Below are 22496 nucleotides of genomic sequence, written 5' to 3' on the forward strand. Positions count from 1 at the left end.
AAATGCCGACGAAAATGATTTCGAAACTCGCGCTTATCGCCGGAGCTGGCCTTATGGCCCTTGCATCGGTCGCCAATGCCGACGTGCTTGACAACATCAATAAGTCCGGGAAGGTCCGCATCGCCGTGGCGATGGGCATTCCGGAGTATTCCTTTGTCGACGAAAACCTGAAGCCGACGGGCTCGGATGTCGAGACCGCAAAACTCATCGCCAAGGATCTCGGTGTCGAACTGGAACTCGTGGAAATCACCAACGCTGCGCGGGTGCCCTCAGTCCAGACGGGCAAGGCAGACATGGTCGTCTCATCGCTCGGCATCACCGAGGAGCGCAAGAAGGCGATCGACTATTCGGTCCCCTACGCGACGCTTGCTCTCGTGGTGGCCGGTCCGGCTGACGTCGCAATCAAGGACTATGCCGATCTGGAAGGTAAGCGCATCGGTGTGACCCGCGCCACCACCAACGACCAGGACATTACTGCCAAGGCCAAGGGCGCCGATATCGTTCGCTTCGAGGACGATGCGACGTTGATCACATCCGTCGTATCCGGTCAGGTCGATGTCCTGTCGAGCCAGTCGGCCGTCATCAACGGCATCAACAAGAAAATGACCGCAAATCCGCTGCAGGTGAAATTCACCCAGAAGGAAACCAATCTTGGCATCGGCATCCCAAAAGGCGAGACGGCTCTAAAGGGTTGGCTCGACCAGTGGGTCAAGACCAACTTTGACAACAAGATACTGCGCGATATCTATCGCAAGTACCATAATGCCGAACTACCCGACGATCTGACCTCGCGTCAGTAATGCTAGCGTCGCTGGGGTCGAGAGGCCCCAGCGAAATTCTTGGGGCTTGGCTCATCACCAGCAGGTTCGCTGACCCACACGACAGTCATTTTCAAATCAAACCGAGCCTTCCCAGGCTGCGCCGGCTTTGCTGTCACGATTGGCAAATCTTACGCGGAGAGCCCCACATTTTTGAAGATGGACCACGCCGGATATTGTTTTCCAGTCAAGTCTCGCGCCTCCATGATCGCACATTCATTGATGAGCAAATCTGGACCAGCTCCAAGTAGCGCTGAGGCCTCATTCGTCCGTATTCCGGCGAGGTCGCGGCCGCGACCTCGCCGGAATATTTCTCAGATGTCGCGGTTCATCGCAAGCGCAAACAGCCTTGCTTGCCGCTCGGCAAAGGCGCGCGGGTTAGCGGGCTTGTCGCCGTCCAGAATGCGTGCTTCATCAAGCAATAGCCATGCAGCATCCTCGCGAAATGCTTGATCGTGCGTTGACGCGATGTCTATGACAAGCTTGCTGCGCGCGTTTACCTCCAGGATCGGCTTCGAAACCGTCTGCAACCTGCCCGCCCCCTGAAGAAGTTTTTCGAGTTGACGATCGGGGCCATGCTCCGGCGCAACAAGGCAGACCGCGCTCTCGGTCAACCGACCCGAAACACGCACATCGGCGACCTCCTCACCTAGAAGGTTTCGTGCGAACTCGACAAAGGCATCCACGTCGGGAGGCGTTTGTCGAGCGCTCTCGTCACTGTCTTCCTGACCAACAACGGCGTCCAGATCGGCGAGACCTTGGGTTACCGATTTGAAGGGTTTGCCCTCGAAGTTCGCAACGTTCGTCGGCCAAAAATTATCAACGCCGTCAGTGAGCAGTAGGACTTCGATACCCTTGGCTCGGAAGCCCTCGAGTTGCGGCGACGACTGCAACTGTTCAAGGCTGGAGCCGCTGATGTAATATATGGCCGACTGTCCTTCCTTCATCGCGTCTCGGTAGTCTGCCAAGCTGCGTGTCGCTTCGTTCGACGCCGTGCTTCGGAAGCGCGCGAGCTTTAGCAACTGCGAGCGCCGTTCCAAATCCTCATAGATGCCTTCTTTGATAATCGCACCAAAGAGGTCCCAGAATTTGGAATACTTGTCAGCCTCGGTCTCGGCCATCTTCTCAAACGAGGAGAGGATCCGGCTCGTGACGCCTTTTTTGATCGCGGCGAGCACCGGGCTTTCCTGGATCATCTCGCGCGAGATATTCAGCGGTAGATCTGGGGTATCAATGACACCACGAACGAACCGCAGGTAACGCGGCAGTAATTCCGCCTCATCGGTAATGAACACTCTCTTCACGTAGAGCTTCATTCGACCTTGTCGATCGGGGTCGAACAGGTCAAATGGCTGAGAGCCTGGGATGAAGGCTAGCGTCGTGTACTCATATCGGCCCTCAGCTCGAAAATGCACGTTGGCGAGTGGCTCATCATACTGACCGGAGATGCCGTGATAAAAGTCGCTATAGTCCTGCTCGGATATATCGCTCTTCTGCTTGGTCCACAGCGCGGCACCATCGGAGACCTGTGATGGTTCGCCGCCAGCTTTCTCGACCAGACGTATAGGCACGGGGACATGGCCCGATTGATCCCGAATGATCTTCTCGACCGTCCACTTGTTTGTATATTTCTTGGCCTCTTCCGTCAGATGAAGCACCACTCGCGTACCGCGTGCTGGCGCTTGTCCAGGATCCACCGAGACTATCTCATAGCGTCCCTTTCCATCAGAGGACCACTTTGCGGCCTCGACGTCTCCAGCGCGGCGCGAGATCACGTCGACGCGGTCAGCCACCATGAATGATGAATAGAAACCGACACCGAACTGGCCGATTAACTCCGCCTTCTCTCCAGTTTTAGCGGCATCGAGACGGTCCATGAACGCCTTTGTTCCTGAACGCGCGATCGTGCCGAGCGCGTCGATCATCTCTTCGCGATTCATGCCGATTCCGTTGTCTTCGACAATGAGCGTTCGCGCCTCTTCATCGAGTGCCACGAGAATTCCCGGCTCATGCCCATCGGACGATAGCCGTGGGTTGGAAATCGATTCATAACGCAGCTTTTCGCAGGCGTCCGCCGCATTCGAGATCAATTCCCGGAGGAACACGTCCTTGTCCGAGTACACCGAGTGCACCATCATGTGCAGAAGTCGGGTCACATCGGCTTCGAAAGCATGTTGCTCGTGCTGCGGCTCATCAACTGTCGTCATTCCATAACTCCATCTAGAGAGATGGCGGTGAGATGGATTTTTCTTAAGGGAATTTCAAGCGCATCCCCTAAACAAGCGTCAGGAAAGGTTGCTTCTTTTTACCAGCCGTGCGGGCTTTTCAGGGCCGGTAAAGACGTCCTACAAAGTCTATCACAATCAAAAGGTAACTGCCTTGCCCTCCCGCAAGCTCGCGACCAGATCTAGCATTGGATCTTCAAGGCCGGTCGCAGCCGGATCGCGGGCGTTCCCGTCAATGCTGCGCAGGATAACCGAAGCGCCTTTGTCACATGTCCACAAACGCGACCTCAGTCCAGGCTGAGATGAATGAATTTTCGGCGCGGCGCTCTTCGAGGGAGATCGAAGTCATCAGCGATCTGCCACCTCAACGCGACTAGCGACAACCCAGTCGATTTTCCAGAGCTACGGAAGGGTGACTTGGACAGCGGAGAGAGGGGCGTTTAGCGTCCACTCAATCAACCCGCCATGGATGCTCCACGCCGCTCGTCCAGATAGAGCTGACGGAACAAGTCGGCAGAGCACCAGCGCGCCAAAACCGTCCTCCTGCAACAGTAGATCCGCGTATTCCACCGCCGGCTCCGCCCATTTCAACTCGAAGCGTTGACCGTCTCCATCGTGCGCGGGCATTACTGCCCACGTCACCGACAGACCTTGTTTTTCCGCCGCTCCGAAGCGGACTGAATTCATTACCAGCTCGTGTATCGCCATGCCAATGTTTAAGACCGCGTTGGCGTCAAGGGTGATGTCGGGACCACTGACGTTTACACTCTGCATCATCTCGAACGTTTTGAGTTGATGCGAGACAAGCTGGGTAAGCTCTACCCCGGCCCAGTCGACCTGTGAAAGCAAATCGTGAGAGTGGGATAGCGCCATGACCCGCTCACGGATGCGTGCCTCGAACTCTCCTACCGAGGCGGAGCGCATCGCCGTTTGCCGGATGACTGCGAGCACGACCGCATATTGGTTCTTGACGCGGTGGTTGACCTCGCGCATCAACAGGTGAAGCCGCCGCTCGGTTTCCTTCGCTTGGGTGATATCCCTGGCGATGCTCGACGAGCCGACAAGTTTCCCCGCCCGGCTCTTGATCGGCGAGATAGTGATGGATATCGGGATGCGCCTTCCGTCATGATGGCGACGGATGGTCTCGAACGTGTCGATACGCTCACCCCGTTTGAGTTGGGCAAGGATAAGCGTTTCCTCATCGTGCTTGTCGTCCGGGACGATCAGGTAAATCGGCTTACCGACAGCCTCATGCTCTCGGTAACCGAACATTCGCTCAGCGGCCTTATTCCAGCTAACAATGGTGCCTGAAAGATCTTTGCTGACAATCGCATCAAACGACGATTCGACGATGGCTGCAAGACGCTCTTCGGTATGTTTTTTCATGTCTTACGGTGTCACTTTTACCCGATCGCTGAGAAATCTAGGCGGCTGTCAGAGAGATCAAGTCCAAAACGGGCCGGTGGCATGTGACAGCTTCGGCGGCCCATCCAAGGCGCTATGGTTCGCTCGACCCGTCATAGCCTGACGAGAGACGGAAGTGGAATGCTGACTTGGAGCCTGAGCCCATCTTCGGTCCACTCTCGTAAGATTTGCCCGCTCAGGCCCTGCAGAGCGGCCTTTTCGAGGGTCGATCCGAATCCCTCTCGTTTTGGTACTCCCTCGACTTTCATCGCCCCTGCCTCCGACCATTTGATCGACAACACCTCATCGGCAGCCTCGACTTCAATTTTCAGTTTACCGTCGGGAACCGAAAGCGCTCCATACTTGGCCGCATTGGTTGTCAATTCATGCAGCAGCAACGCAAGAGAGGTAAGCGCGCTGCCCGTCAGCGGCGCGTCCGCTCCCGAAATCTCGATGCGAGAATCCTCATCATGCTCATGCGGCGCCACGATAGCGCGAAGGAGTGCGGTCACGGTTGTTGCGATCTCACTCCCGACACCGTCCAGCGCGAGGTCCGGCAATGTCAATTCGTGTGCCCGAGATAGGGCGTGTAGTCGGGATCTAAGATCAGCCTCCAGTTCCGGAACGCTTCTGGCGGGCCGCGCGCTTAAAGAGATCAGCCCCGCGGTCAAGCTGAACAAGTTCTTGATGCGGTGATTGATCTCTCGTAGCAGGACATCCTTATGACCCGCCGCCGCTTTGAGTGCTTCGGCTTGCGATGCGAGCTCATCACGCTGGGCTTTGAGTTCATCGCGCTGCGCAGCCAGCTGCTGGCGCTGTCGAAACAACTTGTAAAAGACCTCCACCTTGCTTCGCAAAACATCCGGCTCGATCGGCTTTTGGATGAAGTCGACCGCTCCGGCTTCATAGCCGCGAAAACGACGCTGCCCATCGGTGCTACCAGCGGTCACGAAGATAATGGGGATGCGCCTGGTGCGTTCATTGCCGCGCATTAGCTCGGCGAGCTCGAAACCGGTCAAACCCGGCATCTGAACATCGACGAGGGCAAGGGCAACGTCGTGATGAAGAAGCATTTCCAATGCCTCATCGCCCGATCGGGCCTTCAGTAAAACCAGGTCTTCACGCCGAAGAAGCGCTTCGAGTGAAAGAAGGTTCTCCTCCAGATCGTCGACAAGAAGAAAAGGAACGGCGTCCATTATGAATTCAAACCTTTTTGCAAATATTCCGTAATTGACGCAAGCGTCATAATAAGAGCTTCAGGACTTGCCTTGGCGGCAGCGTCCGGCATGAAAGCGGAGTGTGCGGTCGCGGGATCCTGGATTAGTCCGACGCCGCCTGCCTCAACCACCGCCTTCAGTCCCTGTGCGCCGTCGCTGTTGGCGCCGGTTAGAACGACCGCTATCAGCCTTTCTCTATAGGCGTCGGCCGCGGTTTCAAACAACACATCGACAGAGGGACGGGAGAAAAGGACTGGCTCATCGCTCGAAAGAGCCAGTGTTTTATCGACTTCCACGAGTAGATGATAGCCTGGTGGCGCGAAATAGATGGTACCGGGCAAGATCGGCTCCTTGTCCTCCGCTTCCTTGACGACCATCTGGCATTTGAGCGCGAAAAGCTCGGCCAAGGCGCTAGGCCTGCCCGGCGGCACATGAACGACGACCATGATCGGAAGCGGAAAATGAGGGGGAAGCAAGGGCAGAATGGCCGAAAGCGCCTCCAACGCGCCCGCCGATGCTCCTACGACCACCGCGTCAAAACGGGCCGCCATCAGCCGCCCCGCTTCTGGTAGAGTTTGTCTTCTCTTGACAGTTCCTCGAAGGACCCCGCAAGTGCCGAAAATCTCAGGCTTTCCTTGGCGCCGAGGCCAAGGAATCCCTTTCGGACCATGGAGGCTTCAAAGAGCCTTAGCGCGCGGTCCTGCAGATCCCGGTCGAAGTAGATCAGCACGTTGCGGCAAGAGATGAGATGCATCTCGGCGAAGACAGCGTCCGTCACCAGGCTATGATCTGAGAAAACCACGTTGCGGCGTAGGCTTTTGTCAAAAGATGCCCTGCCATAGGCCGCCTGATAATAGTCGGACAAAGACGATTTACCTCCCGACATACGGTGGTTTTCCGTGAATAGTTGCATTCGATCGAGAGCGTAAATGCCGGCCTCCGCAACCTCAAGCGCTTGCGCATTGATATCTGTCGCGTAAAACAGGGTGCGCTCTTCCAAGCCTTCCTCGCGAAACAGGATCACCATCGAATAGAGCTCCTCGCCGCCACTGCATCCCGCAATCCAGACCTTCAGCGAAGGATATGTCCTCAGGTGGGGGACAACCTTTTCACGGATTGCCCTAAAGAAGGTGGGATCGCGAAACATCTCGCTGACCTGCACGGTCAGATATCCCAAAAGCTTTGGGAGCAATGACGGATCGTGCAGGACGCGTTCCTGCATTGCTGAGATCGTAGCAAACCCCAGAGCTTGGCGGGCTTGGCGCAGGCGACGTTTCACGGACGCCATCGCATAATTGCGAAAGTCGTAGTGATAGGTGAGAAACAACGCCTCCAAAAGGAGCCGGATCTCGATATCTTCAACGCTTTTCGGATCTTCCGTTCCCATCATTTGGGCATCCAAACCCGTACCAGCGACAACAGCTTGTCCACGTCGAGGGGCTTAGCCATGTAGTCATTTGCACCGGCTCCGATGCAGCGTTGCTGGTCGTCTGGCATTGCCTTCGCCGTCAGCGTGAGTATGGGCAGCTTTTTCCATGCGGGATTTTGGCGGATTGCGCGGGTGGCCGTCAGGCCGTCCATCACCGGCATCATCACGTCCATCAGCACGAGGTCTATCATCGAAGCATCGGGTTGAGAGGCCCTCTCAAGTGCGTTTATTGCCTCCTGCCCATTGCGGGCTATTTCTATAATCGCGCCACGAGGCTCGAGAATGTTAGTCAACGCATAGACATTTCGAACATCGTCTTCCACCACAAGAATACGACGACCCTCCAGGATGGAATCGCGATTGCGTGCTTTGCGGATCATCTTTTGCTGTTCGTGCGGCAACTCGGAGATCACCTGATGCAGGAACAGGCTGACTTCATCGAGGAGACGTTCGGGTGACTTTGCGCCCTTTATAATGATCGACTTGGAATAACGTCGCAGTCGCTGCTCATCGTCCTGCGATAGTTCTCGCCCGGTGTAAACGATAACCGGCGGAAACGCGTAGGCACTTTCCGCACTCAAGGTCTCAAGAAGGGCGTAGCCTGAAGCATCAGGGAGCGACAGGTCGAGAACCATGCAGTCGACGGTGCCATCCTTGAGCACTTGCAAACACTCCCCGGCAGTCCCAACCGTCAGCGTTTCGACCCCGCGCGAACCGAGAAGTTTAGCAACCGCCTCGCGCTGCACTGGATCGTCCTCCACAATTAGGATACGTCTAACATCCTGTGCCAGTTTGAGCTCCAACTTCTCCAGCATTTCGACAAGTTGTTCGCGTTTGACCGGTTTGACCGCGTAGCCGACGGCACCCAGGGACAACGCTGTTTCGCTATGATCCTCGGCAGAAATCATATGGATGGGCATGTGGCGGGTCTCGACGTCGTGCTTGAGGCGATCAAGCACCGCCAGGCCGGATTGATCGGGCAAGCCGACGTCCAGGATGACCGCGTTCGGTCTGTACTCCTTGGCAAGCCTTAGCGCCTCTTCCGCCGTGCCGGCGACCAAAGCTTGGAAGCCCATTTCGCGCGATAGATCTCTAACGATTGCCGCAAACGATGCATCATCTTCGATCACCAGCAAGACGCGCCTTGCGCTATCGAGCACGGCACGGTCGTCATCCAGGGCTCGCGCCCGTGGGGCCGCGGTTTGCATTCTGGCCGTTTGTTCAACCTGGTCGACCACGCCCGCAATCTGCGGCGTGAAGCGGGGCGTCACATCCGCCAGTGGAAGCAAGGCTCGCCCATGGCTTTGCGGCACGGTGACCGTGAAGGTACTACCTTTATCGGGCTGGCTTGCCAATTCTATTGTCCCACCAAGCAGCCGTAAGAGCTGGCGCGAGATCGAGAGACCGAGCCCCGTGCCACCATACCGGCGACTGATCGTGCCATCGGCCTGATGGAACGCCTCGAATATGCGCTGTTGCTGATCAGAGGGGATACCGATACCGGTGTCGGTGACAGCGAACGAAACCGCCTGCGCACCCTCCGCGGCAATCATGAGAGCGACGCTGCCCGACTGCGTGAATTTTATGGCATTCGAAAGTAAATTCTTGAGTATCTGCTCCAGGCGTAGCGGATCGGTCTCGATCGTCGCTGGGACATCCTGGGCATATTCAATTGTAAGAGCCAGTCCCTTTTCAAAGGCCAATGGTTGGAAGACCTGCCGTAGGTTGTTGGCAAGGCGCTCGATAACCACAGTCTCCGGCCGGACCTCCACATGACCAGCTTCAATCTTCGATAAGTCGAGAATGTCATTGATCAGGTTTAGAAGGTCATTGCCTGATGACTGGATCGTCTGAGCGTATCTGACTTGGTCGGCAGTCAGGTTCTCGTCCGGGTTGTCTGCAAGCAGCTTTGCCAAAATCAACGAAGAGTTGAGTGGCGTCCTCAGCTCGTGAGACATGTTTGCGAGGAAGTCGGACTTGTACTGGCTGGCCTGCTCAAGCTCTCTTGCCTTCAGTTCGACGGACGCGTTGACGCGCTCAAGATTGTCGCGCTGGAACTCGAGTTCCTGCGCCTGCTCTTCGAGCTGCGAATTAGTCTGTTCCAGCTCGGCCTGCTGCTGCTCCAGGCGGGTCTGCGTTTCTTTCAGCGCACGGCCTTGTTCCTCGAGCTCTTCGTTCGATACACGAAGTTCTTCACTCTGGGTCTGAAGTTCTTCCGACTGGCGCTGAGTTTCTTCAAGAAGGTCTTGTAAAGCGCTCCTATAGGCGGCAGATCGCACGGCGATGGCGACAGCCTCTGACGCCCGTTCCAGAAGTGTCTGTACCAGCGGGTCTACAGGGCGCAGAAAGCCAATCTCGATGACGGAATTTACCTTCCCATCGACCGTGCCTGGGAAAATTGCAAGATGACGAGGCTTATCCCTGCCAAGTGCCGAGCCAAAAACCAGGTATCCGTCGGGCACCTCGCCGAAGATCAGTGGTCGGCCTTGCGCCGCGGCCTGGCCTAGAAGGCCTTCACGCGGGCCAAAATGGTCTGGGATAGCTGCATTGACCGGTACACCAAAAGCGGCAATGCGCTTGAATTTGTCCTGGTCCATTGCAAAGGCCGCACCAGCTATTCCCCCCACATAGCTTATCAAGAATTCCAAGATGCTGTTGCCTAACTGATCGAGTGGCTGGTCCCCCATCATGGCGTTCGCCAGTCCAACCTGACCCGACTGCAACCAGTCTTCGCGTCGACGCGCTAACGTTGCCCGCCGGATGAGCGTCCCGATGACCAAGGTCAGCACCATGCCGACCAGCCCAGATAATATTGTGCTCGTCAATGCTGTCTGCTGGGCACCTTTCATTTCCGCGATGCGCTGTAGGCGAACTTCCCCTTCGCGCTGTGCCATGGCGGATATCTGTGCGCGAATGGCATCCATCTCGATCTTGCCGCGATCCGAGTTCACGGCCGCCAAGGCCGCCTGCAACCCATCGTTTCGACGCAGGTCTATTGTTTCCTTCAACTCGGCGAGCTTGGCATCGACGTGGTGCTTGAGGGTCGCAAGCCGCTCCGACTGGCCAGAATTTTCTCCCGTCAACCGATCAATGTCCTGCAACTTCGATGGTATTGACTGCAGCGCGGCATCAAACGGTGCGAGGTAGGTCTCGTTGGATGTCAGCAGAAAGCCGCGCTGCCCGGTTTCGGCGTCCTGCACTCGCGAGAGCAGCTCATCAAGTGCAACGATTGCTACATGGGTCTGAACGATTCGCTGATTACTCTCTTCCAACGTCTGAAGATTGAGAAAGGCGATGAGACCGCTGATTACAAAGAAGACAAGCGTGCCCGCCAGTCCGATCGCGACGCCAGGATCGAGGCCCAAGGATGCTTTCTTCTGTTCAGAGGCAGGCGTATTTTTCATCAAAATCTCGCAATGTTGGTGGCACGTCACGAACCCATTACTCGCGGCACATTCTCATAGGCAAAGACAGACCCGTTGTCGAATTAAAGAGCACGAGGAGGAAATCGGGCGTCCGGGACATATCGCTAGAGCGGAGCTCACGTTTGCGAGTTCCTCTAACCAGGCTTGCAGCGCCAATCTCGACCGTCATTTGTGGTCCAGGGCCGGTTTGCCGTCCTCGCAGCGGGTGGATAGCGCGAACACGAGTGCCGGCCCTTCACTAGACGGCCAGGAGGGAGACCCGCGCGGCGCTACAGGTCGACACGTAGCCTTTCTTCGTTTCCGGCATGTCTCAAATCGCTTCTTGGCCTCAGTGATGATGGGCACGAATGTTCGGTAGCTGCAGTGGCGCAGATCCCAAGGTCGTGGCATATCCACTCGAAGCTCCATGTCGCTATCGGCCCTGCTGCGTTTGCGAGCCTTGAACTGGTTTTCGAGGTATTTGAGCCATTTGACGACCTGCTGGCGACCGGCAGTTGATTGTGCCGTGCAACTGGCTTCTTTGCCTCGCAGTCCAATCGACTGGTTAATCGTTTCACTCGATCAGAGGTCCATGAATTCACAGGCGACCTGCTCGGCAGCTTGTGGCGGGATTTCACATAGATCTTCTTTGGAGGGCGGCTGACTTGCGCTGTTTGGTGCCGCTGCTCAAGCCTTTGGAACAGTTCCTTATGTTTTGAAACTTTCTTCCCGCGGATGACGTTCCTGCTCTCGAGGCCCAAACGACGCGGAGCGTGGCCGAGAAGAACCGCCAAAGGACTCCCATGCCCCCATCCGTGAAATTGGTCTCGATTGGAACCGCCCTGCCCCCGTACTTGATTGACCAGCGTGATGCTGCTCTTGCTTCACACAAGGCTTTCTCGTCTCGCTTTGGCGACTTCGAGCGCCTGGCCAAAGTCTTCGAGAGCTCGGGCATTAGCCGGCGCTACGGCGTGCGACCTATCGACTGGTACCTCAACACGTCAGGATGGCCAGCCAAAAACACGGCTTTCATCGAGGGTGCGAGCGCACTTTTTGTTGATGCGGCAACCCGTGCGCTTGAAGTTGCCCAGCTCGCCGCGTCGGATGTCGATACCGTTGTGACTGTCTCGTCGACCGGCATCGCGACGCCCAGCCTGGAAGCGCGCGTTTTTGAGACGATGGGCTTTCGCGAGGACATTGAGCGCGTGCCCGTGTTCGGCCTGGGTTGCGCGGGCGGCGTTTCGGGTTTGTCGATCGCGTCGCGACTGGCGGCGTCGCGACCCGGTTCTGTCGTGCTGCTCGTCGCCGTGGAGACCTGCACGCTCGCGTTCCGCTTGGATAAACTCACAAAGGCGAACATCGTCGCCACCGCACTTTTCGGCGACGGAGCCGCCGCTTGTATTGTCAAGGCAGGCGAATATGGATTAGCGGAAATAGACATGAGCGGGCAGCACACTTGGCCCGACACCCTCGACATAATGGGATGGAGTGTCGACCCCGAAGGTCTCGGTGTGATTTTCGATCGCGCTATTCCGCCATTCGCGCAAGGCAATCTTCGTCCGGCGATTAAAACCATCTTATCGAGGTCCAACCTTGCCTTGCATGATATCGATCGCTTTGCGTGTCATCCAGGCGGCGCAAAGGTGATCGATGCCCTGGAATCCGCGCTGAAACTCGATCGGGGAACACTGGACCACGAAAGGCAAGTTCTACGAGAGTACGGCAACATGTCATCGCCGACCGCTCTGTTCGTTCTTGAAAGGGTCATTGCGGCAGGTCAGCCGCAGCGCACATTGCTAACGGCCATGGGACCGGGTTTTACGCTAAGCTGCGTGTCGTTGAAGGCCATGGCATGACCTGGTCGTCTATGTTGTTATTGGCGGTCACTGTGGAGCGGGTCGGTGAACTCTGGTTCGCGCGACGCAACACCAAAGCTTTGCTTTCAAAGGGTGGCAGGGAGATTGGCAAAGAACATTATAGCCTGATCGTCGCGCTTCATACGTTGTGGCTGTCCAGCCTTTGGGTTTGGGCATGGAATGTGCGGGTTCACCCTATTGGGCTCGGTGTGTTTGTGTGTCTGCAGGCATTGCGGTTTTGGACGCTTGCCACACTCGGGAAACGTTGGACGACACGCATTATCGTTGTTCCTGGCGAGACGCTGGTGGCTGCCGGTCCCTACCGCTTCATTCGCCATCCCAATTACCTGGTCGTCATCGGCGAGATCGCGGTGCTTCCACTCTGTCTTGGCCAACCGCTCCATGCGCTGGTATTCTCCATCGCCAACGCACTCGTTCTAACGGTCAGGATCAAGACCGAGAACGCGGCCCTTTCGGGATCTCGACATGTCTGACACCACTGATCATTCGCCAGCACTTCGAACATCCGTTTCGGTGTGGATCGGATTTGTCGCGATGTGCGCGGGCATGTTCCTGGCGATCCTTGACGTCCAGGTCGTGGCGACATCGCTTCCGACTATACAGTCGGCGCTCGAAATCGATCCTGACAGGCTGAGCTGGATCCAGACCGCTTATCTGATCGCTGAGGTCGTCGCCATCCCGCTGACCGGTTTTTTCACCCGGTTGCTGACCATGCGCTGGTTGTTTGTAGGATCACTCATCGTTTTCGTCATCGCTTCCGCTGGATGCGCAGCTAGCGGCGAATTCGGCGAGCTCGTCACCTTTCGGGTTCTTCAGGGATTTTCCGGGGGAACGTTGATACCCTCGGTCTTTTCCGCAGTCTTCATCCTCTTCCCCAATAAGCGCCAAGCGTTGGCGACGACGATCGCGGGCGTGCTTGCTGTCCTCGCACCCACTGTTGGACCGATTGCGGGCGGGTGGCTGACCCATACTTATTCATGGCATTGGCTCTTCCTGATCAACCTCGCGCCGGGACTAGTCGCCGCCACGGTTGCGTCGCGGACCCTGCCGCGCCACAAGGTCGATCCGTCAGCACTTCGAGGCTTCGACTGGGTGTCCCTGCTGTGCATGGCCGGCTGTCTCGCCACCTTGGAAATCGGCCTGAAGGAAGCGCCGACAAACGGGTGGATTTCCCTTTACGTGATCGGTTGCTTGAGCTGCGCTTTCATCGCTGGATCGCTTTTCGCCTGGCGTTCCACAATGCGCTCACGACCTCTCGTTGAGCTCGGCAACTTCGGGGACCGTAATTTTCTCGTTGGCTCGATCCTGAGCTTCGTTCTTGGTATCGGGCTGTTCGGCTCGGTGTATCTCATGCCAGTCTTCCTGGCATTTGTCAGGGGACACGACGCCTTGGAAATCGGTATGGTTATGCTGGTCACGGGCATTGCTCAACTCGTTACCGCGCCAATGGCTGTGGCGTTAGAAAAGAGAACCGACCCACGCCTGTTGTCAGCATGCGGATTTGCCCTGTTTGCGGTTGGCCTCGCAATGAGCGCATACCAGGATCCACGATCTGATTATGATGCGATGTTTTGGCCGCAGATCGTTCGCGGCGTCGCTATCATGTTTTGCCTTTTGCCGCCCACTCGTCTGGCCCTCGGCACGCTACCGCCCAATCGTGTTCCAGATGCTAGCGGCCTTTTCAACTTGATGCGCAACCTCGGAGGCGCGATCGGGATCGCCTTGATAGACACGATCATCTACACCCGTTCCGAGGCCCTGGGGCAAAAGCTTTGGAAGGGCCTAGAGAATGGCGACAAAAACATCGCCGATTTTATTGGAGCTCCAATTGACATCGTCACCGCGCATCAGTCCGGCGGGTTCGACGCGGAACAGACTGCCGTGCTCGATCCGCTCGTTCAGACCGCAGGAACTGTCCAGGCGATCAACGAGGCTTGGCTTCTCGTCGCTATTTTGACTGCCTGCGCGATCATCGCTGTAGCGTTCGCGCAGCGTGTTTCAACCGAAAACAACACCGCATAGCCAGTCTCGCTCGATGGTCATAGGCATCCACGCCTCTTTTGCTCAATTCGGGCGGCAAACGACGGGGACGGCATCCTCGACTGCCGATGTCGGCGTGAGTGTGGCTCTGATTTGATCGATCTTTCCCTCGGCCTCACCGACACCAAGGATAGACTTGGCCCTCTGGAGTGCGACGGAGCCCCCAGTCGTCGTTGCCAATGCGAGCGCGTCTTGCAGCGCCTGGTCCCCGAGGATTGGATCATTCTCGGACGGCTCGATCCCGTTATCGAGTTCGTATTGGGCATAGGCAACGGCGTAAGCTGAGATCGCTTTCATTCGTGGATCAGACGTATGAAGATAGGCTTTGTAGTTGCGATTGAGAGAGTTCAATCCAGCTAGCTCGGCGGACGCCTTGCGTTCTTTCGTGGTTAAAGATGTCGCCCGCTCAGCCTTGCTGCCCCGCGGATGATCACTAGCCTCGCGCGACTTGCCTTTCGCGATACTGCCTCGCGATGGCGAGGTGCCGTGTGCAGAGCTCCCGGCCTGGCCACCGCTGTTGCCATGACTTGCGCCTCCATAGCCGCCGCCGCCTCCATGGCCACCGCCATTACCCCCACCATTTCCGTCCTTCGCCATGGCAGTGCAAGCAAAGCCCGCAACAGCGAGGGGGACCGCGCAGACAGCAAGGGATAGGGCAGTCATCGAAGCCAGAATGGTGATGCGCATCGTTTCCTCCAGGTGAGCCGCCAGCAGGACGTCTCATTACCGTTCAAGATTGATTTCAACGCTAACGGATCATCGCTGATCATACATCGGACGGAGGTCTGATGTCGTGGGGAGGAACGAACGCCGATGACCCCGACCCAACTGCTGGCATTGCAGCGGGCCTTTGGTATCGGCTTTCGAACACAAGATGCAATCGACGGCTACGTTGTTAAGTGCGCGGTGGCCACTGACAGAAGATAGCTTGGGCACACTCTAAGTTGGACGGTGTCGCGCGCGCATCCGAAAGTGATAGAGCGTCACGGCAATGGCGAATGCTGTGGCCCATCGCCAATAGTGACGACCAGATGCTTGCTCCCCTCGGTTCGGCTGGGTAACACCACGGACGACATGGAGCTGTGATCGAAGATCAGAGACCTCCTTGCGAAGCCAGGCGGCCTCTCGTTCAAGGTCTTTGAGATCGCCTTGAAGGTCGCCAGCTGTCCCAATCGCCTCCGCATCATCGGAGATCTCAGCGAGGTGCTCCTCGAGTTCAGCTCGGCTTTTGAAACCTCTTAATCGCGTATCTGTCATCGCTATCGTCCTTAGGTGCTGTCATCTGAAAACGGAACGTGCGACCATGCAAAAAGATGCAGGATAGTGATGCAGGATAGTGTGCTTTTGTCGGCCTCGCATAAGCCGGCAGCCTCACATTCCCGCCTCGCTTCCACTTAACGTAAAAATCGACACGTGCACGCGTCAAACGTATCGGATTCTCCAAAGTGGATCGATCGTCACGGAGCGAGGTATCAGCGTTGAAAGTTCCAAGTGCATTTAAAGTCACAACATTCCCAAGATCAGTTGTGCTTCATCTGAGCTTGGCGCCGCAACAGCAGCGATTTCTTTGCAGTCTGGCATTCGAGTTGACTGCGCCATCGAAGTTATAGGCAAAGAGACATTGGGCTTAGTGAGTGGGATAGTGGCTCAACATTCGATCGTGAACGTTTCCAAATCCAACGACCATCGCCGCAATCGCAATCGCCCTGTCACGATGAGCCGTATTCGAGATGTAACCCTCCAATATCACAATTGGGCCGATCATCTGAACCTTGATCGCGCTGCTGTCAATGTCAGGCTCGGCGGAAAGTGCCGCCCGAATAGTTGCAATCGTTGACGCCGAACCATGACCTTGCAAGCACCAATCTTCATGGGTGAAGCTATCGGAACCAAATCTCATCGAGGTAAACCTTTCAAGTCCTGCCTGGAGAACCAAGCAATGGATATGAAAGTAATCTCTCAAAATTCCTTTGGTTCCGCCGGTAGGACTTAGGTCCCACTTGCAAGGTTCGCACGCACATCTGTAAGCTATTTTTATGCTCCCAAGACGGATCGGAGGTCGCTAATACGATGGCTGTTTTCCTCACATCTCGTGTAGTCGCCTCGGCGACGGGTGCAAACCGTGAAACACCGGACTTCAATCGCGCATCGCTATCCGATACGGCGGCAGTTGTTGGAGCGCTTTTCGAGGAGAGGCTCAGCGAGCCAAGAGTAACTGGGGCATCAAGCATGTGCCGTCTTGCTCGACGTCTTTGTGGGTATCGAATACGAGAAGTGGTCACGCTCAAGTTTTCTGATATCTTACCGCAATTGTGTGTGGAGTAGGCATGATGAAGAGTCTGGTACCAGGCTGCTTTTACTGGGCGCGATCAGCAAGCCATACCGCTGGCCAGACGACGATCGTCCAAGTCTCGACGGTTTTCGGCGAAGATCGTGATTTCTGGACCTTGGCCGTTCTTGGATCCGATCAACACCACATGATTGGGGACTTCGAAATTATCTCTATCGTCGAACCCTTGGACAGCCTACAAATGAACCAAGCCGCAGAGTAGCGAAATCATCGCCTCATGAAACCAGAAGCGTGCTCGCCTAGGCGTCGATGATGCGTCGCTCGTGTCGCCTATCTGTTGCCCAGAACGATCTTGGAGTTGTCCCGTTTCACCGTGACCGTCACTCTTGTGTCACCCCTTGCATCGCTTTGATCGAAGGCACACCTGCAGAGCGCCTTTTGCACTGCGGATCGACGATCGGCAAATCAGTTGGCGCGCAGCGTACGTCGTCTCCCCCTCGGCAAGCGAACACCGCGCACCCTCGTCCATTGAACCCCCCGTTGTGCAGGGCTGGAAAAGATCCAAATGAGCATTAGGTATCGGGTGTCTCATTACAACTGGCTGAATATGAACTGGATTTCCCGCTGGACGGCCCGCTCTCTCGCTCTGCGATTTGTCGTCGTTGGCGGCCTGGTTAGTTTAGCGGCCATGTTCATCGTCGGCTATCTGGTGTCGATGGTCATCGAAGATGCGGTGATCCACAACTCCGGCGCCGCGACCGCCCTTTATGTGGACAGTGTCGTTGCCCCACTTCTTCCCGATATGCAGAAGGCTGCGCCGCTCGACGAGGCGAGCGCGCTGGCGCTCGATGAAACGCTTGAGCAAGGAGCGCTTGTAAAGAGATTGGTGTCGTTCAAGCTATGGCGCGGCGACGGGACAATTCTATACTCCAACGACAAGGCGCTTGTCGGAAAACAGTTTGCGGTCAACGACAAGCTTCGCCAGGCATTCGCGGGAACGCTGGTTGCGCGCTACGAGATCGCCGACGATCCGGAAAGCACCGCCGAACGTTCTCTCGGTAAGCCACTGATGGAGATCTACAATCCAGTGCTCCAGCCATGGTCCGGCCAGGCCGTGGCAGTCCTGGAATTTTACGAGACCGCCGAAGGCCTTGCCGAGAGCCTAACGCAGGCCCGACTGTGGAGCTGGTTCGCGGTCGCAGGTCTCACCTCCGTGTTTTTTGCCGTCTTGTCAGCACTGGTTTTTCGCGGGAGCCAAACAATCCAGGAACAGCAGAGGGATCTCACAAGACGCGTTGCGGAACTCTCCACGTTGCTCGCTGAGAACAAGGGGCTGCAGGTCCGGCTCCAGCGTGCATCCCAACGCGCTGCATCCTTGAACGAGACCTATCTGCGCAGCATCGGCGCCGACCTCCATGATGGCCCCGCACAGCACATCGCCTATGCTTCCCTGCGGCTCGATAGCGAATTGCTGATCAGTGCCGAAACGCAGCCCGAGGAGCGTGAGAAGGAACTGTCCTGGATCCGCTCCAGCCTGGCCGAGGCGATGACAGAGATCAGAAACATCTGCAAGGGACTGGTGCTTCCCGAAATCGAAAAGGCATCTTTTGCCGAAATCGTTAACCGTGTCACCGAAGCTCATCAAATGAGAACAGCCACGACCGTCAACACAGTAATCGAGCAGGATGGATCGGAGCCAGTGGCGGCGGTCAAGATCTGTGTCTACCGGTTCATTCAGGAGGCCTTGAACAATGCTCATCGCCACGGCGGCGGCATTCAGCAGGCTGTTTGGGCCGCCCTTCATCGCGGGCATGTCACGATCACGGTCAGTGATCGCGGCGAGGGCTTCGATCCAAACCATGTCAGGCCATCGAGCCTAGGGCTTGTGGGGCTTCGCGAGCGGGTCGATAGTCTTGGCGGAACGTTTGAAGTGAAGACCGGTGACAAAGGCACGATCTTGACGATGACCTTTGAACCGATGGAAACGGGAGAGCAAAGATGACGTCCATTACCGTTGGGATCGTGGATGACCATCCATTGTTTCGCGAAGGTGTGACGCGCAGCCTTTCCGAAATCAAGGACTTCCTGGTCGTGGGAGAAGGTGCCACCAGCGCCGACGCGGCGATGATTGCGGCCGACAAGCATCCCGATGTCATGCTGGTCGATGTGTCAATGCCAGGCGGGGGCTTGAGCGCGATCGGTGCAATCTTGCAGCACAGCCCATCGACGAAAGTCCTCATGCTGACCGCGTCGGAGGAGATCGACACATTGCTGGCAGCTCTTCAAAGAGGCGCGATGGGATATGTTCTCAAGGGCATCGGCTCCAGGGGACTTGCGGAGGCGATCAGAACGATCCTCAAGGGCACCCGCTATGTGTCTCCAGCTATGTCCGCAAAAGTGGTGGATGTGTCGCTGGAAAAGGAGCCGTCCAAGAACAGCCTGACGCCGCGCGAACGGGAGGTCATGGACCTTGTAGGCGAAGGCCTCTCTAACAAGCATATCGCGCTACGGCTTGATCTGCAGGAAAAGACCGTCAAGCATCACATGACGCAAATCCTGACGAAATTGGGCGTTTCCAATCGAACCGAGGCGGCCCTGCGTTGGCGTGGGAAGGGTTAGGTCTGCAAATCCTAGCGAACGAACCGGTTCAGCCGCCGAACATCGTTGGCTGTCGCCCGCCTGTCGACGATAGTGCGGCCCTTTGAATCCCGCATGATGTAGCGGCCGCGGCGCAGCGTTTCGGTTATGCCATTTCCGTGGCGGACATCGAGGCTGCCATCGCTATCTTGCGTGGCCTGAACGCCCGAAGCAGGCGATGCGGAGGAAGATGACGGCGAAGAGCTACCGCCTCTGGCGGAGTTAGCGCTTGCGCCCCCGCCTCCGTTGCCATTGCTGTTTCCGTTACCACCCGAATTGCTGGAACTGTTGCCGGCACTGCCTGCGCCGTTACCGTTGCTTGAACCGCCGCCGTTCCCGTTGCTGGCACCATTTCCATTGTTGCCGCCGTTGCCATTACCACCGCCGTTGCCGTTACCACCGCCATTGCCGTTACCACCGCCATTGCCGTTGCCGTTATTGCCATCCTTTGCCTCGGCGGCATTCATCGTCGGCGCGGGAAACGTCCCCAAACTCAGCGTCAGTGGCATCGCCGAGATAGCAAGGGCGACAGTCGCTCCGCATCCCAATTTCAACAGGCAGCGCCTTGAAAGCATGATTGCGTCCTTTCCGGCCTTGTGCCTCTCTCTACGCAGGTGACGGCGCGTGGATCGACGCTACACCGAAATATTGCGACGTTTATTCGACCTCTAGGTGATCTGGCCGCTGCGTGTAACGAAATTCCACCACCTGCCGCATCTGTGCCAGCCGAAGCTCAAGCGCGGTTCTGTCCATTGAGGGGGCGAGTTTGGCGAGTTCTTCGGCCAGAATGTCCATCTCGCGAAGTAAGAACTTAACGTCGAAGCCGCGCCCACGTTCGGCGGCGCTTGCGTTGGAACGACGTAAGTTGCTATGTGACCGAACGGAGTGCGCCGGGATAATCTCGGCGGTTCGCTGCCCATCGGCGCCGCCGTTGGAGCGGCTGGCTTGAATGTTTGTCACGAAGTGCTCCTGTCAGTGCTGTATTGGTTTAAATGCGTTATTGGTTGGTTCATCGGGCGCAAGCTGTTGCCGCACACGACGACTTCGCCACGCCGCCGCCTTACGTAGGCCGTCGAGAACGCCTGCAGCGCTCGGCGGTTTGACGACGACGTGCACGCCCTCCTTTTCGGAAATAAGGTCCGGATTTCCCGTGAGATAGACAATGCCAACGTCGAAGCGCTCGGCCAGTTGCGCGGCAATATCCGGCCCTGTCAGTCCATCGGCAAGGCGCACATCTAGGACTGCGATATCCGTCTCGCGCGCCAGTTCCATTGCCTCGGCTGTGTTACGGGCAATCCCCGCGATCTCGAAGCCTTCGGCAATGGCGATATCTTCGACCGTCAGCGCAAAGGCCGGCTCATCTTCAACAATCAGGACACGCATGATCGCTCCTATCGGATCGTCGGCGAAAACTTTCGACGTTCGGGGCCCCGTGCAAAAACCGCGCGCAGCTTCTCAAGCTCAATTGGCACAGGCTTAAATTTCTCATCACCCACGGCACATTTGGACAAGGTCCAAGCTCGCGCGATGGGTGGGTGGGTGACCTATGCTTTTGGCCTCCGGGCGCGCCACTCCCCTGTCACTGTGGATGTCCCACAAGGCGGGTGAACGACGAGACACCCGTCCCAGTCGCTCAACATCACGCCCTGACATTTGCGCGCCGTTTCGGACTTGCCAAATCTTGGCCATCATCTTTAGCGGTTTGAACCTTGCTCCTGTCATGTCAATCAAGCCTATCACATTGTAGACGCTTGCAACACGGGCTTTGGTCCAAACTGGCTCGACTATTCACTCGACGCGAGAGTCTGGCCGCCTGCTGGCGGCGTGCATTTCACGCGAGGTCCATTGTAGGGCTGATAGGTATTATCTTCCGCTCGATAGGATTTATAACGACTTGCGCACCAAGTTGCCTCACCGCTCAGCGGGCCGGCGGCGACGGGCGGCGTGTAAGTCACAACGTCGGCATTATTCTTAAAGGGGGACTGACAGACGCGAACCTGACCCTGGAATGTTCGATACGTGTTGGTCGCCGGATCAAAAGATCGGTAGCGCGACGAACACCAGTTCAAATGTTCCGGTGACATTGCACTCGGCGCCGGTAAGCTATCGGCGACAGGGCGCGCCGCAACAACGACCGGCGGCCTTGACGGAGCTCTGTGGATTTCCGCCACCGCATAAGTCGAAAGTGCAGGAGGTAAACGCTCGTAGGCTTGGTTCGTGGGATTGACGCGCGTGGGCTGTTCGGTCCAAAGGGTCGTATCGCCTTGCCCGCGCAAACCTTGCTCAGTGCTTTCGGCCATACCGATGGATGCCACCGACGCAGCGAGGGTGACGGTACCCAAGACCGTGACAATTCCAAACGCGACGCTTGCGAGCCCATTCATCATATCATCCGTTGCTATTTACTATGCTTTTTCGACGCCTTTGCGGCGGTGTTAGCCTGATTGGGCGGCACCGCGTTGCGCCGCGCCGCCCTGCCAAGCCAAATCAATTGATAACTTGGATAACCTTGCGGGACGAAGGCTCGATGATGACGCGCTCGTTGTTGACGATCGCATAGCCATACTTCGGATTTTCGGGGACCGGCGTGACGACGACGGTCTCCGGCAATGCATGGCCGACGACCACCTTTTCCTGCACGACGACCGGCGCTGCCGGAGCAGGCGCTTCGCGGACATAGGTAACGACCTTTGCCGGCGGCGGATCGATGATGGTTCCGACCACGGCGCCCGTAACGCCACCCACGGCCGCACCAACGGGACCACCAACGATGGCACCGGTAACCGCTCCGCCAGCCGCGCCGTTAACGGTTCCCGACTGGGCCATGGCCACGCCGGACATAAGTGCAATGGCCGCGATTGCGGTCGCTGTCAGTTTGTAAGTCATCTTGATCTCCTTTAACGATGCTTTCTCGCAGCCAGAAAACGACTTAACCTGCTGGGAGTTCCCTGGTCGGACCTAGGTCGGAGACATTTCAGACCTTGGTCTGAAGTGACGTCGGACCTGATCTTTCGGTCCACATCATGCGCTCCGACCGCAAATCGCCGACTGAAAAAGCCGGCTATCACGCGAGGGTCACACATTTAGACCGCTGCTCAAGGAGACATAGCGAGCATGATCTGATCCGCCCCCGATGACACTTTAATAAAAGCGGC

The 22496-nt window shown here is 56.9% G+C and carries 20 protein-coding genes; 7 read left to right on the forward strand and 13 right to left on the reverse strand.

Features of this window, described 5'->3' with window-relative positions:
* Positions 1–2 precede the first annotated feature (2 nt).
* On the forward strand, positions 3–800 hold the full coding sequence (locus D460_RS0115970; protein WP_018899577.1) for a transporter substrate-binding domain-containing protein: 798 nt from the start codon (positions 3–5) through the stop codon (positions 798–800).
* Positions 801–1132: 332 nt separating this feature from the next.
* Here the strand turns inward: D460_RS0115970 and htpG are convergent, their stop codons facing one another.
* From htpG to D460_RS0116000, 6 genes are all read right to left on the reverse strand, one after another.
* Entirely contained in the window at positions 1133–3025 is a 1893-nt protein-coding gene (gene htpG, locus D460_RS0115975) for a molecular chaperone HtpG (protein WP_018899578.1), read from the reverse strand.
* A 420-nt stretch (positions 3026–3445) separates the two neighbouring features.
* A complete protein-coding gene (locus D460_RS0115980) occupies positions 3446–4429 on the reverse strand; it encodes a PAS domain S-box protein (RefSeq protein ID WP_018899579.1) in 984 nt (327 codons plus the stop codon).
* Positions 4430–4560: 131 nt separating this feature from the next.
* On the reverse strand, positions 4561–5643 hold the full coding sequence (locus tag D460_RS0115985; RefSeq protein ID WP_018899580.1) for a response regulator: 1083 nt from the start codon (positions 5641–5643) through the stop codon (positions 4561–4563).
* A complete protein-coding gene (locus tag D460_RS0115990; RefSeq protein ID WP_018899581.1) occupies positions 5643–6215 on the reverse strand; it encodes a chemotaxis protein CheB in 573 nt (190 codons plus the stop codon). The genes D460_RS0115985 and D460_RS0115990 overlap by 1 nt, the downstream gene beginning before the upstream one ends.
* Positions 6215–7051: a CheR family methyltransferase gene (locus tag D460_RS0115995; protein ID WP_155947767.1), complete on the reverse strand. Its 837-nt coding sequence runs from the start codon at positions 7049–7051 to the stop codon at positions 6215–6217. Before D460_RS0115995 ends, D460_RS0115990 begins: the two co-directional genes overlap by 1 nt.
* Positions 7051–10497: a response regulator gene (locus tag D460_RS0116000; protein ID WP_018899583.1), complete on the reverse strand. Its 3447-nt coding sequence runs from the start codon at positions 10495–10497 to the stop codon at positions 7051–7053. The genes D460_RS0115995 and D460_RS0116000 overlap by 1 nt, the downstream gene beginning before the upstream one ends.
* Positions 10498–11300: 803 nt before the next feature.
* Between D460_RS0116000 and D460_RS0116005 the strand changes: the two genes are divergently transcribed.
* From D460_RS0116005 to D460_RS0116015, 3 genes are read left to right on the forward strand one after another with little or no spacing between them, the layout of a single operon-like run.
* Positions 11301–12353, forward strand: coding sequence for a type III polyketide synthase (locus D460_RS0116005; RefSeq protein WP_018899584.1), 1053 nt, complete (start codon positions 11301–11303; stop codon positions 12351–12353).
* Positions 12350–12847, forward strand: coding sequence for an isoprenylcysteine carboxylmethyltransferase family protein (locus D460_RS0116010; RefSeq protein ID WP_018899585.1), 498 nt, complete (start codon positions 12350–12352; stop codon positions 12845–12847). Before D460_RS0116005 ends, D460_RS0116010 begins: the two co-directional genes overlap by 4 nt.
* Positions 12840–14396: a DHA2 family efflux MFS transporter permease subunit gene (locus D460_RS0116015; protein WP_026283214.1), complete on the forward strand. Its 1557-nt coding sequence runs from the start codon at positions 12840–12842 to the stop codon at positions 14394–14396. The genes D460_RS0116010 and D460_RS0116015 overlap by 8 nt, the downstream gene beginning before the upstream one ends.
* A 42-nt stretch (positions 14397–14438) precedes the next feature.
* On the opposite strand, the gene D460_RS0116020 is transcribed toward D460_RS0116015, so the two are convergent.
* The gene (locus D460_RS0116020) at positions 14439–15101 is read right to left on the reverse strand and encodes a hypothetical protein (protein ID WP_018899587.1); all 663 of its coding nucleotides are present in this window, start codon (positions 15099–15101) and stop codon (positions 14439–14441) included.
* 940 nt (positions 15102–16041) lie between these two features.
* On the reverse strand, positions 16042–16314 hold the full coding sequence (locus D460_RS0116030) for a BON domain-containing protein (protein ID WP_018899589.1): 273 nt from the start codon (positions 16312–16314) through the stop codon (positions 16042–16044).
* A gap of 427 nt (positions 16315–16741) precedes the next feature.
* Here D460_RS0116030 and D460_RS0116035 point away from each other — a divergent pair, with 427 nt between their 5' ends.
* From D460_RS0116035 to D460_RS0116045, 3 genes are all read left to right on the forward strand, one after another.
* Positions 16742–16966 carry a hypothetical protein gene (locus tag D460_RS0116035; protein ID WP_018899590.1) on the forward strand — a complete coding sequence of 75 codons (225 nt, stop codon included), beginning with the start codon at positions 16742–16744 and terminating at the stop codon, positions 16964–16966.
* Between the two features lie 345 nt (positions 16967–17311).
* Positions 17312–18706 carry a sensor histidine kinase gene (locus D460_RS0116040; protein ID WP_026283215.1) on the forward strand — a complete coding sequence of 465 codons (1395 nt, stop codon included), beginning with the start codon at positions 17312–17314 and terminating at the stop codon, positions 18704–18706.
* A complete protein-coding gene (locus tag D460_RS0116045; RefSeq protein ID WP_018899592.1) occupies positions 18703–19323 on the forward strand; it encodes a response regulator transcription factor in 621 nt (206 codons plus the stop codon). The genes D460_RS0116040 and D460_RS0116045 overlap by 4 nt, the downstream gene beginning before the upstream one ends.
* Positions 19324–19334: 11 nt before the next feature.
* Here the strand turns inward: D460_RS0116045 and D460_RS0116050 are convergent, their stop codons facing one another.
* The 5 genes from D460_RS0116050 to D460_RS0116065 form a co-directional block, all read right to left on the reverse strand.
* Positions 19335–19919, reverse strand: coding sequence for a hypothetical protein (locus D460_RS0116050; RefSeq protein ID WP_026283216.1), 585 nt, complete (start codon positions 19917–19919; stop codon positions 19335–19337).
* A 79-nt stretch (positions 19920–19998) separates the two neighbouring features.
* A complete protein-coding gene (locus D460_RS0116055; protein WP_018899594.1) occupies positions 19999–20301 on the reverse strand; it encodes a hypothetical protein in 303 nt (100 codons plus the stop codon).
* Between the two features lie 12 nt (positions 20302–20313).
* Complete coding sequence (locus D460_RS0116060) at positions 20314–20724, reverse strand: response regulator (RefSeq protein ID WP_018899595.1); 411 nt, start codon at positions 20722–20724, stop codon at positions 20314–20316.
* 401 nt (positions 20725–21125) lie between these two features.
* Positions 21126–21725 carry a BA14K family protein gene (locus tag D460_RS35165; protein WP_196809341.1) on the reverse strand — a complete coding sequence of 200 codons (600 nt, stop codon included), beginning with the start codon at positions 21723–21725 and terminating at the stop codon, positions 21126–21128.
* 103 nt (positions 21726–21828) lie between these two features.
* Positions 21829–22227 (reverse strand): DUF1236 domain-containing protein, encoded by a 399-nt coding sequence (locus D460_RS0116065; protein ID WP_018899596.1) that lies wholly within the window; start codon positions 22225–22227, stop codon positions 21829–21831.
* Positions 22228–22496 lie beyond the last annotated feature (269 nt).

The sequence above is a fragment of the Rhizobium sp. 2MFCol3.1 genome (assembly GCF_000377565.1).
GTDB lineage: Bacteria > Pseudomonadota > Alphaproteobacteria > Rhizobiales > Rhizobiaceae > Rhizobium.

Coding starts and splice junctions, on each gene's coding strand:
- D460_RS0115970 (WP_018899577.1), top strand. CDS start 3: ATGCCGACGAAAATGATTTCGAAACTCGCGCTTATCGCCGGAGCTGGC.
- htpG (WP_018899578.1), bottom strand. CDS start 3,025: ATGACGACAGTTGATGAGCCGCAGCACGAGCAACATGCTTTCGAAGCC.
- D460_RS0115980 (WP_018899579.1), bottom strand. CDS start 4,429: ATGAAAAAACATACCGAAGAGCGTCTTGCAGCCATCGTCGAATCGTCG.
- D460_RS0115985 (WP_018899580.1), bottom strand. CDS start 5,643: ATGGACGCCGTTCCTTTTCTTCTTGTCGACGATCTGGAGGAGAACCTT.
- D460_RS0115990 (WP_018899581.1), bottom strand. CDS start 6,215: ATGGCGGCCCGTTTTGACGCGGTGGTCGTAGGAGCATCGGCGGGCGCG.
- D460_RS0115995 (WP_155947767.1), bottom strand. CDS start 7,051: ATGGGAACGGAAGATCCGAAAAGCGTTGAAGATATCGAGATCCGGCTC.
- D460_RS0116000 (WP_018899583.1), bottom strand. CDS start 10,497: ATGAAAAATACGCCTGCCTCTGAACAGAAGAAAGCATCCTTGGGCCTC.
- D460_RS0116005 (WP_018899584.1), top strand. CDS start 11,301: ATGCCCCCATCCGTGAAATTGGTCTCGATTGGAACCGCCCTGCCCCCG.
- D460_RS0116010 (WP_018899585.1), top strand. CDS start 12,350: ATGACCTGGTCGTCTATGTTGTTATTGGCGGTCACTGTGGAGCGGGTC.
- D460_RS0116015 (WP_026283214.1), top strand. CDS start 12,840: ATGTCTGACACCACTGATCATTCGCCAGCACTTCGAACATCCGTTTCG.
- D460_RS0116020 (WP_018899587.1), bottom strand. CDS start 15,101: ATGCGCATCACCATTCTGGCTTCGATGACTGCCCTATCCCTTGCTGTC.
- D460_RS0116030 (WP_018899589.1), bottom strand. CDS start 16,314: ATGAGATTTGGTTCCGATAGCTTCACCCATGAAGATTGGTGCTTGCAA.
- D460_RS0116035 (WP_018899590.1), top strand. CDS start 16,742: ATGATGAAGAGTCTGGTACCAGGCTGCTTTTACTGGGCGCGATCAGCA.
- D460_RS0116040 (WP_026283215.1), top strand. CDS start 17,312: ATGAACTGGATTTCCCGCTGGACGGCCCGCTCTCTCGCTCTGCGATTT.
- D460_RS0116045 (WP_018899592.1), top strand. CDS start 18,703: ATGACGTCCATTACCGTTGGGATCGTGGATGACCATCCATTGTTTCGC.
- D460_RS0116060 (WP_018899595.1), bottom strand. CDS start 20,724: ATGCGTGTCCTGATTGTTGAAGATGAGCCGGCCTTTGCGCTGACGGTC.
- D460_RS35165 (WP_196809341.1), bottom strand. CDS start 21,725: ATGAATGGGCTCGCAAGCGTCGCGTTTGGAATTGTCACGGTCTTGGGT.
- D460_RS0116065 (WP_018899596.1), bottom strand. CDS start 22,227: ATGACTTACAAACTGACAGCGACCGCAATCGCGGCCATTGCACTTATG.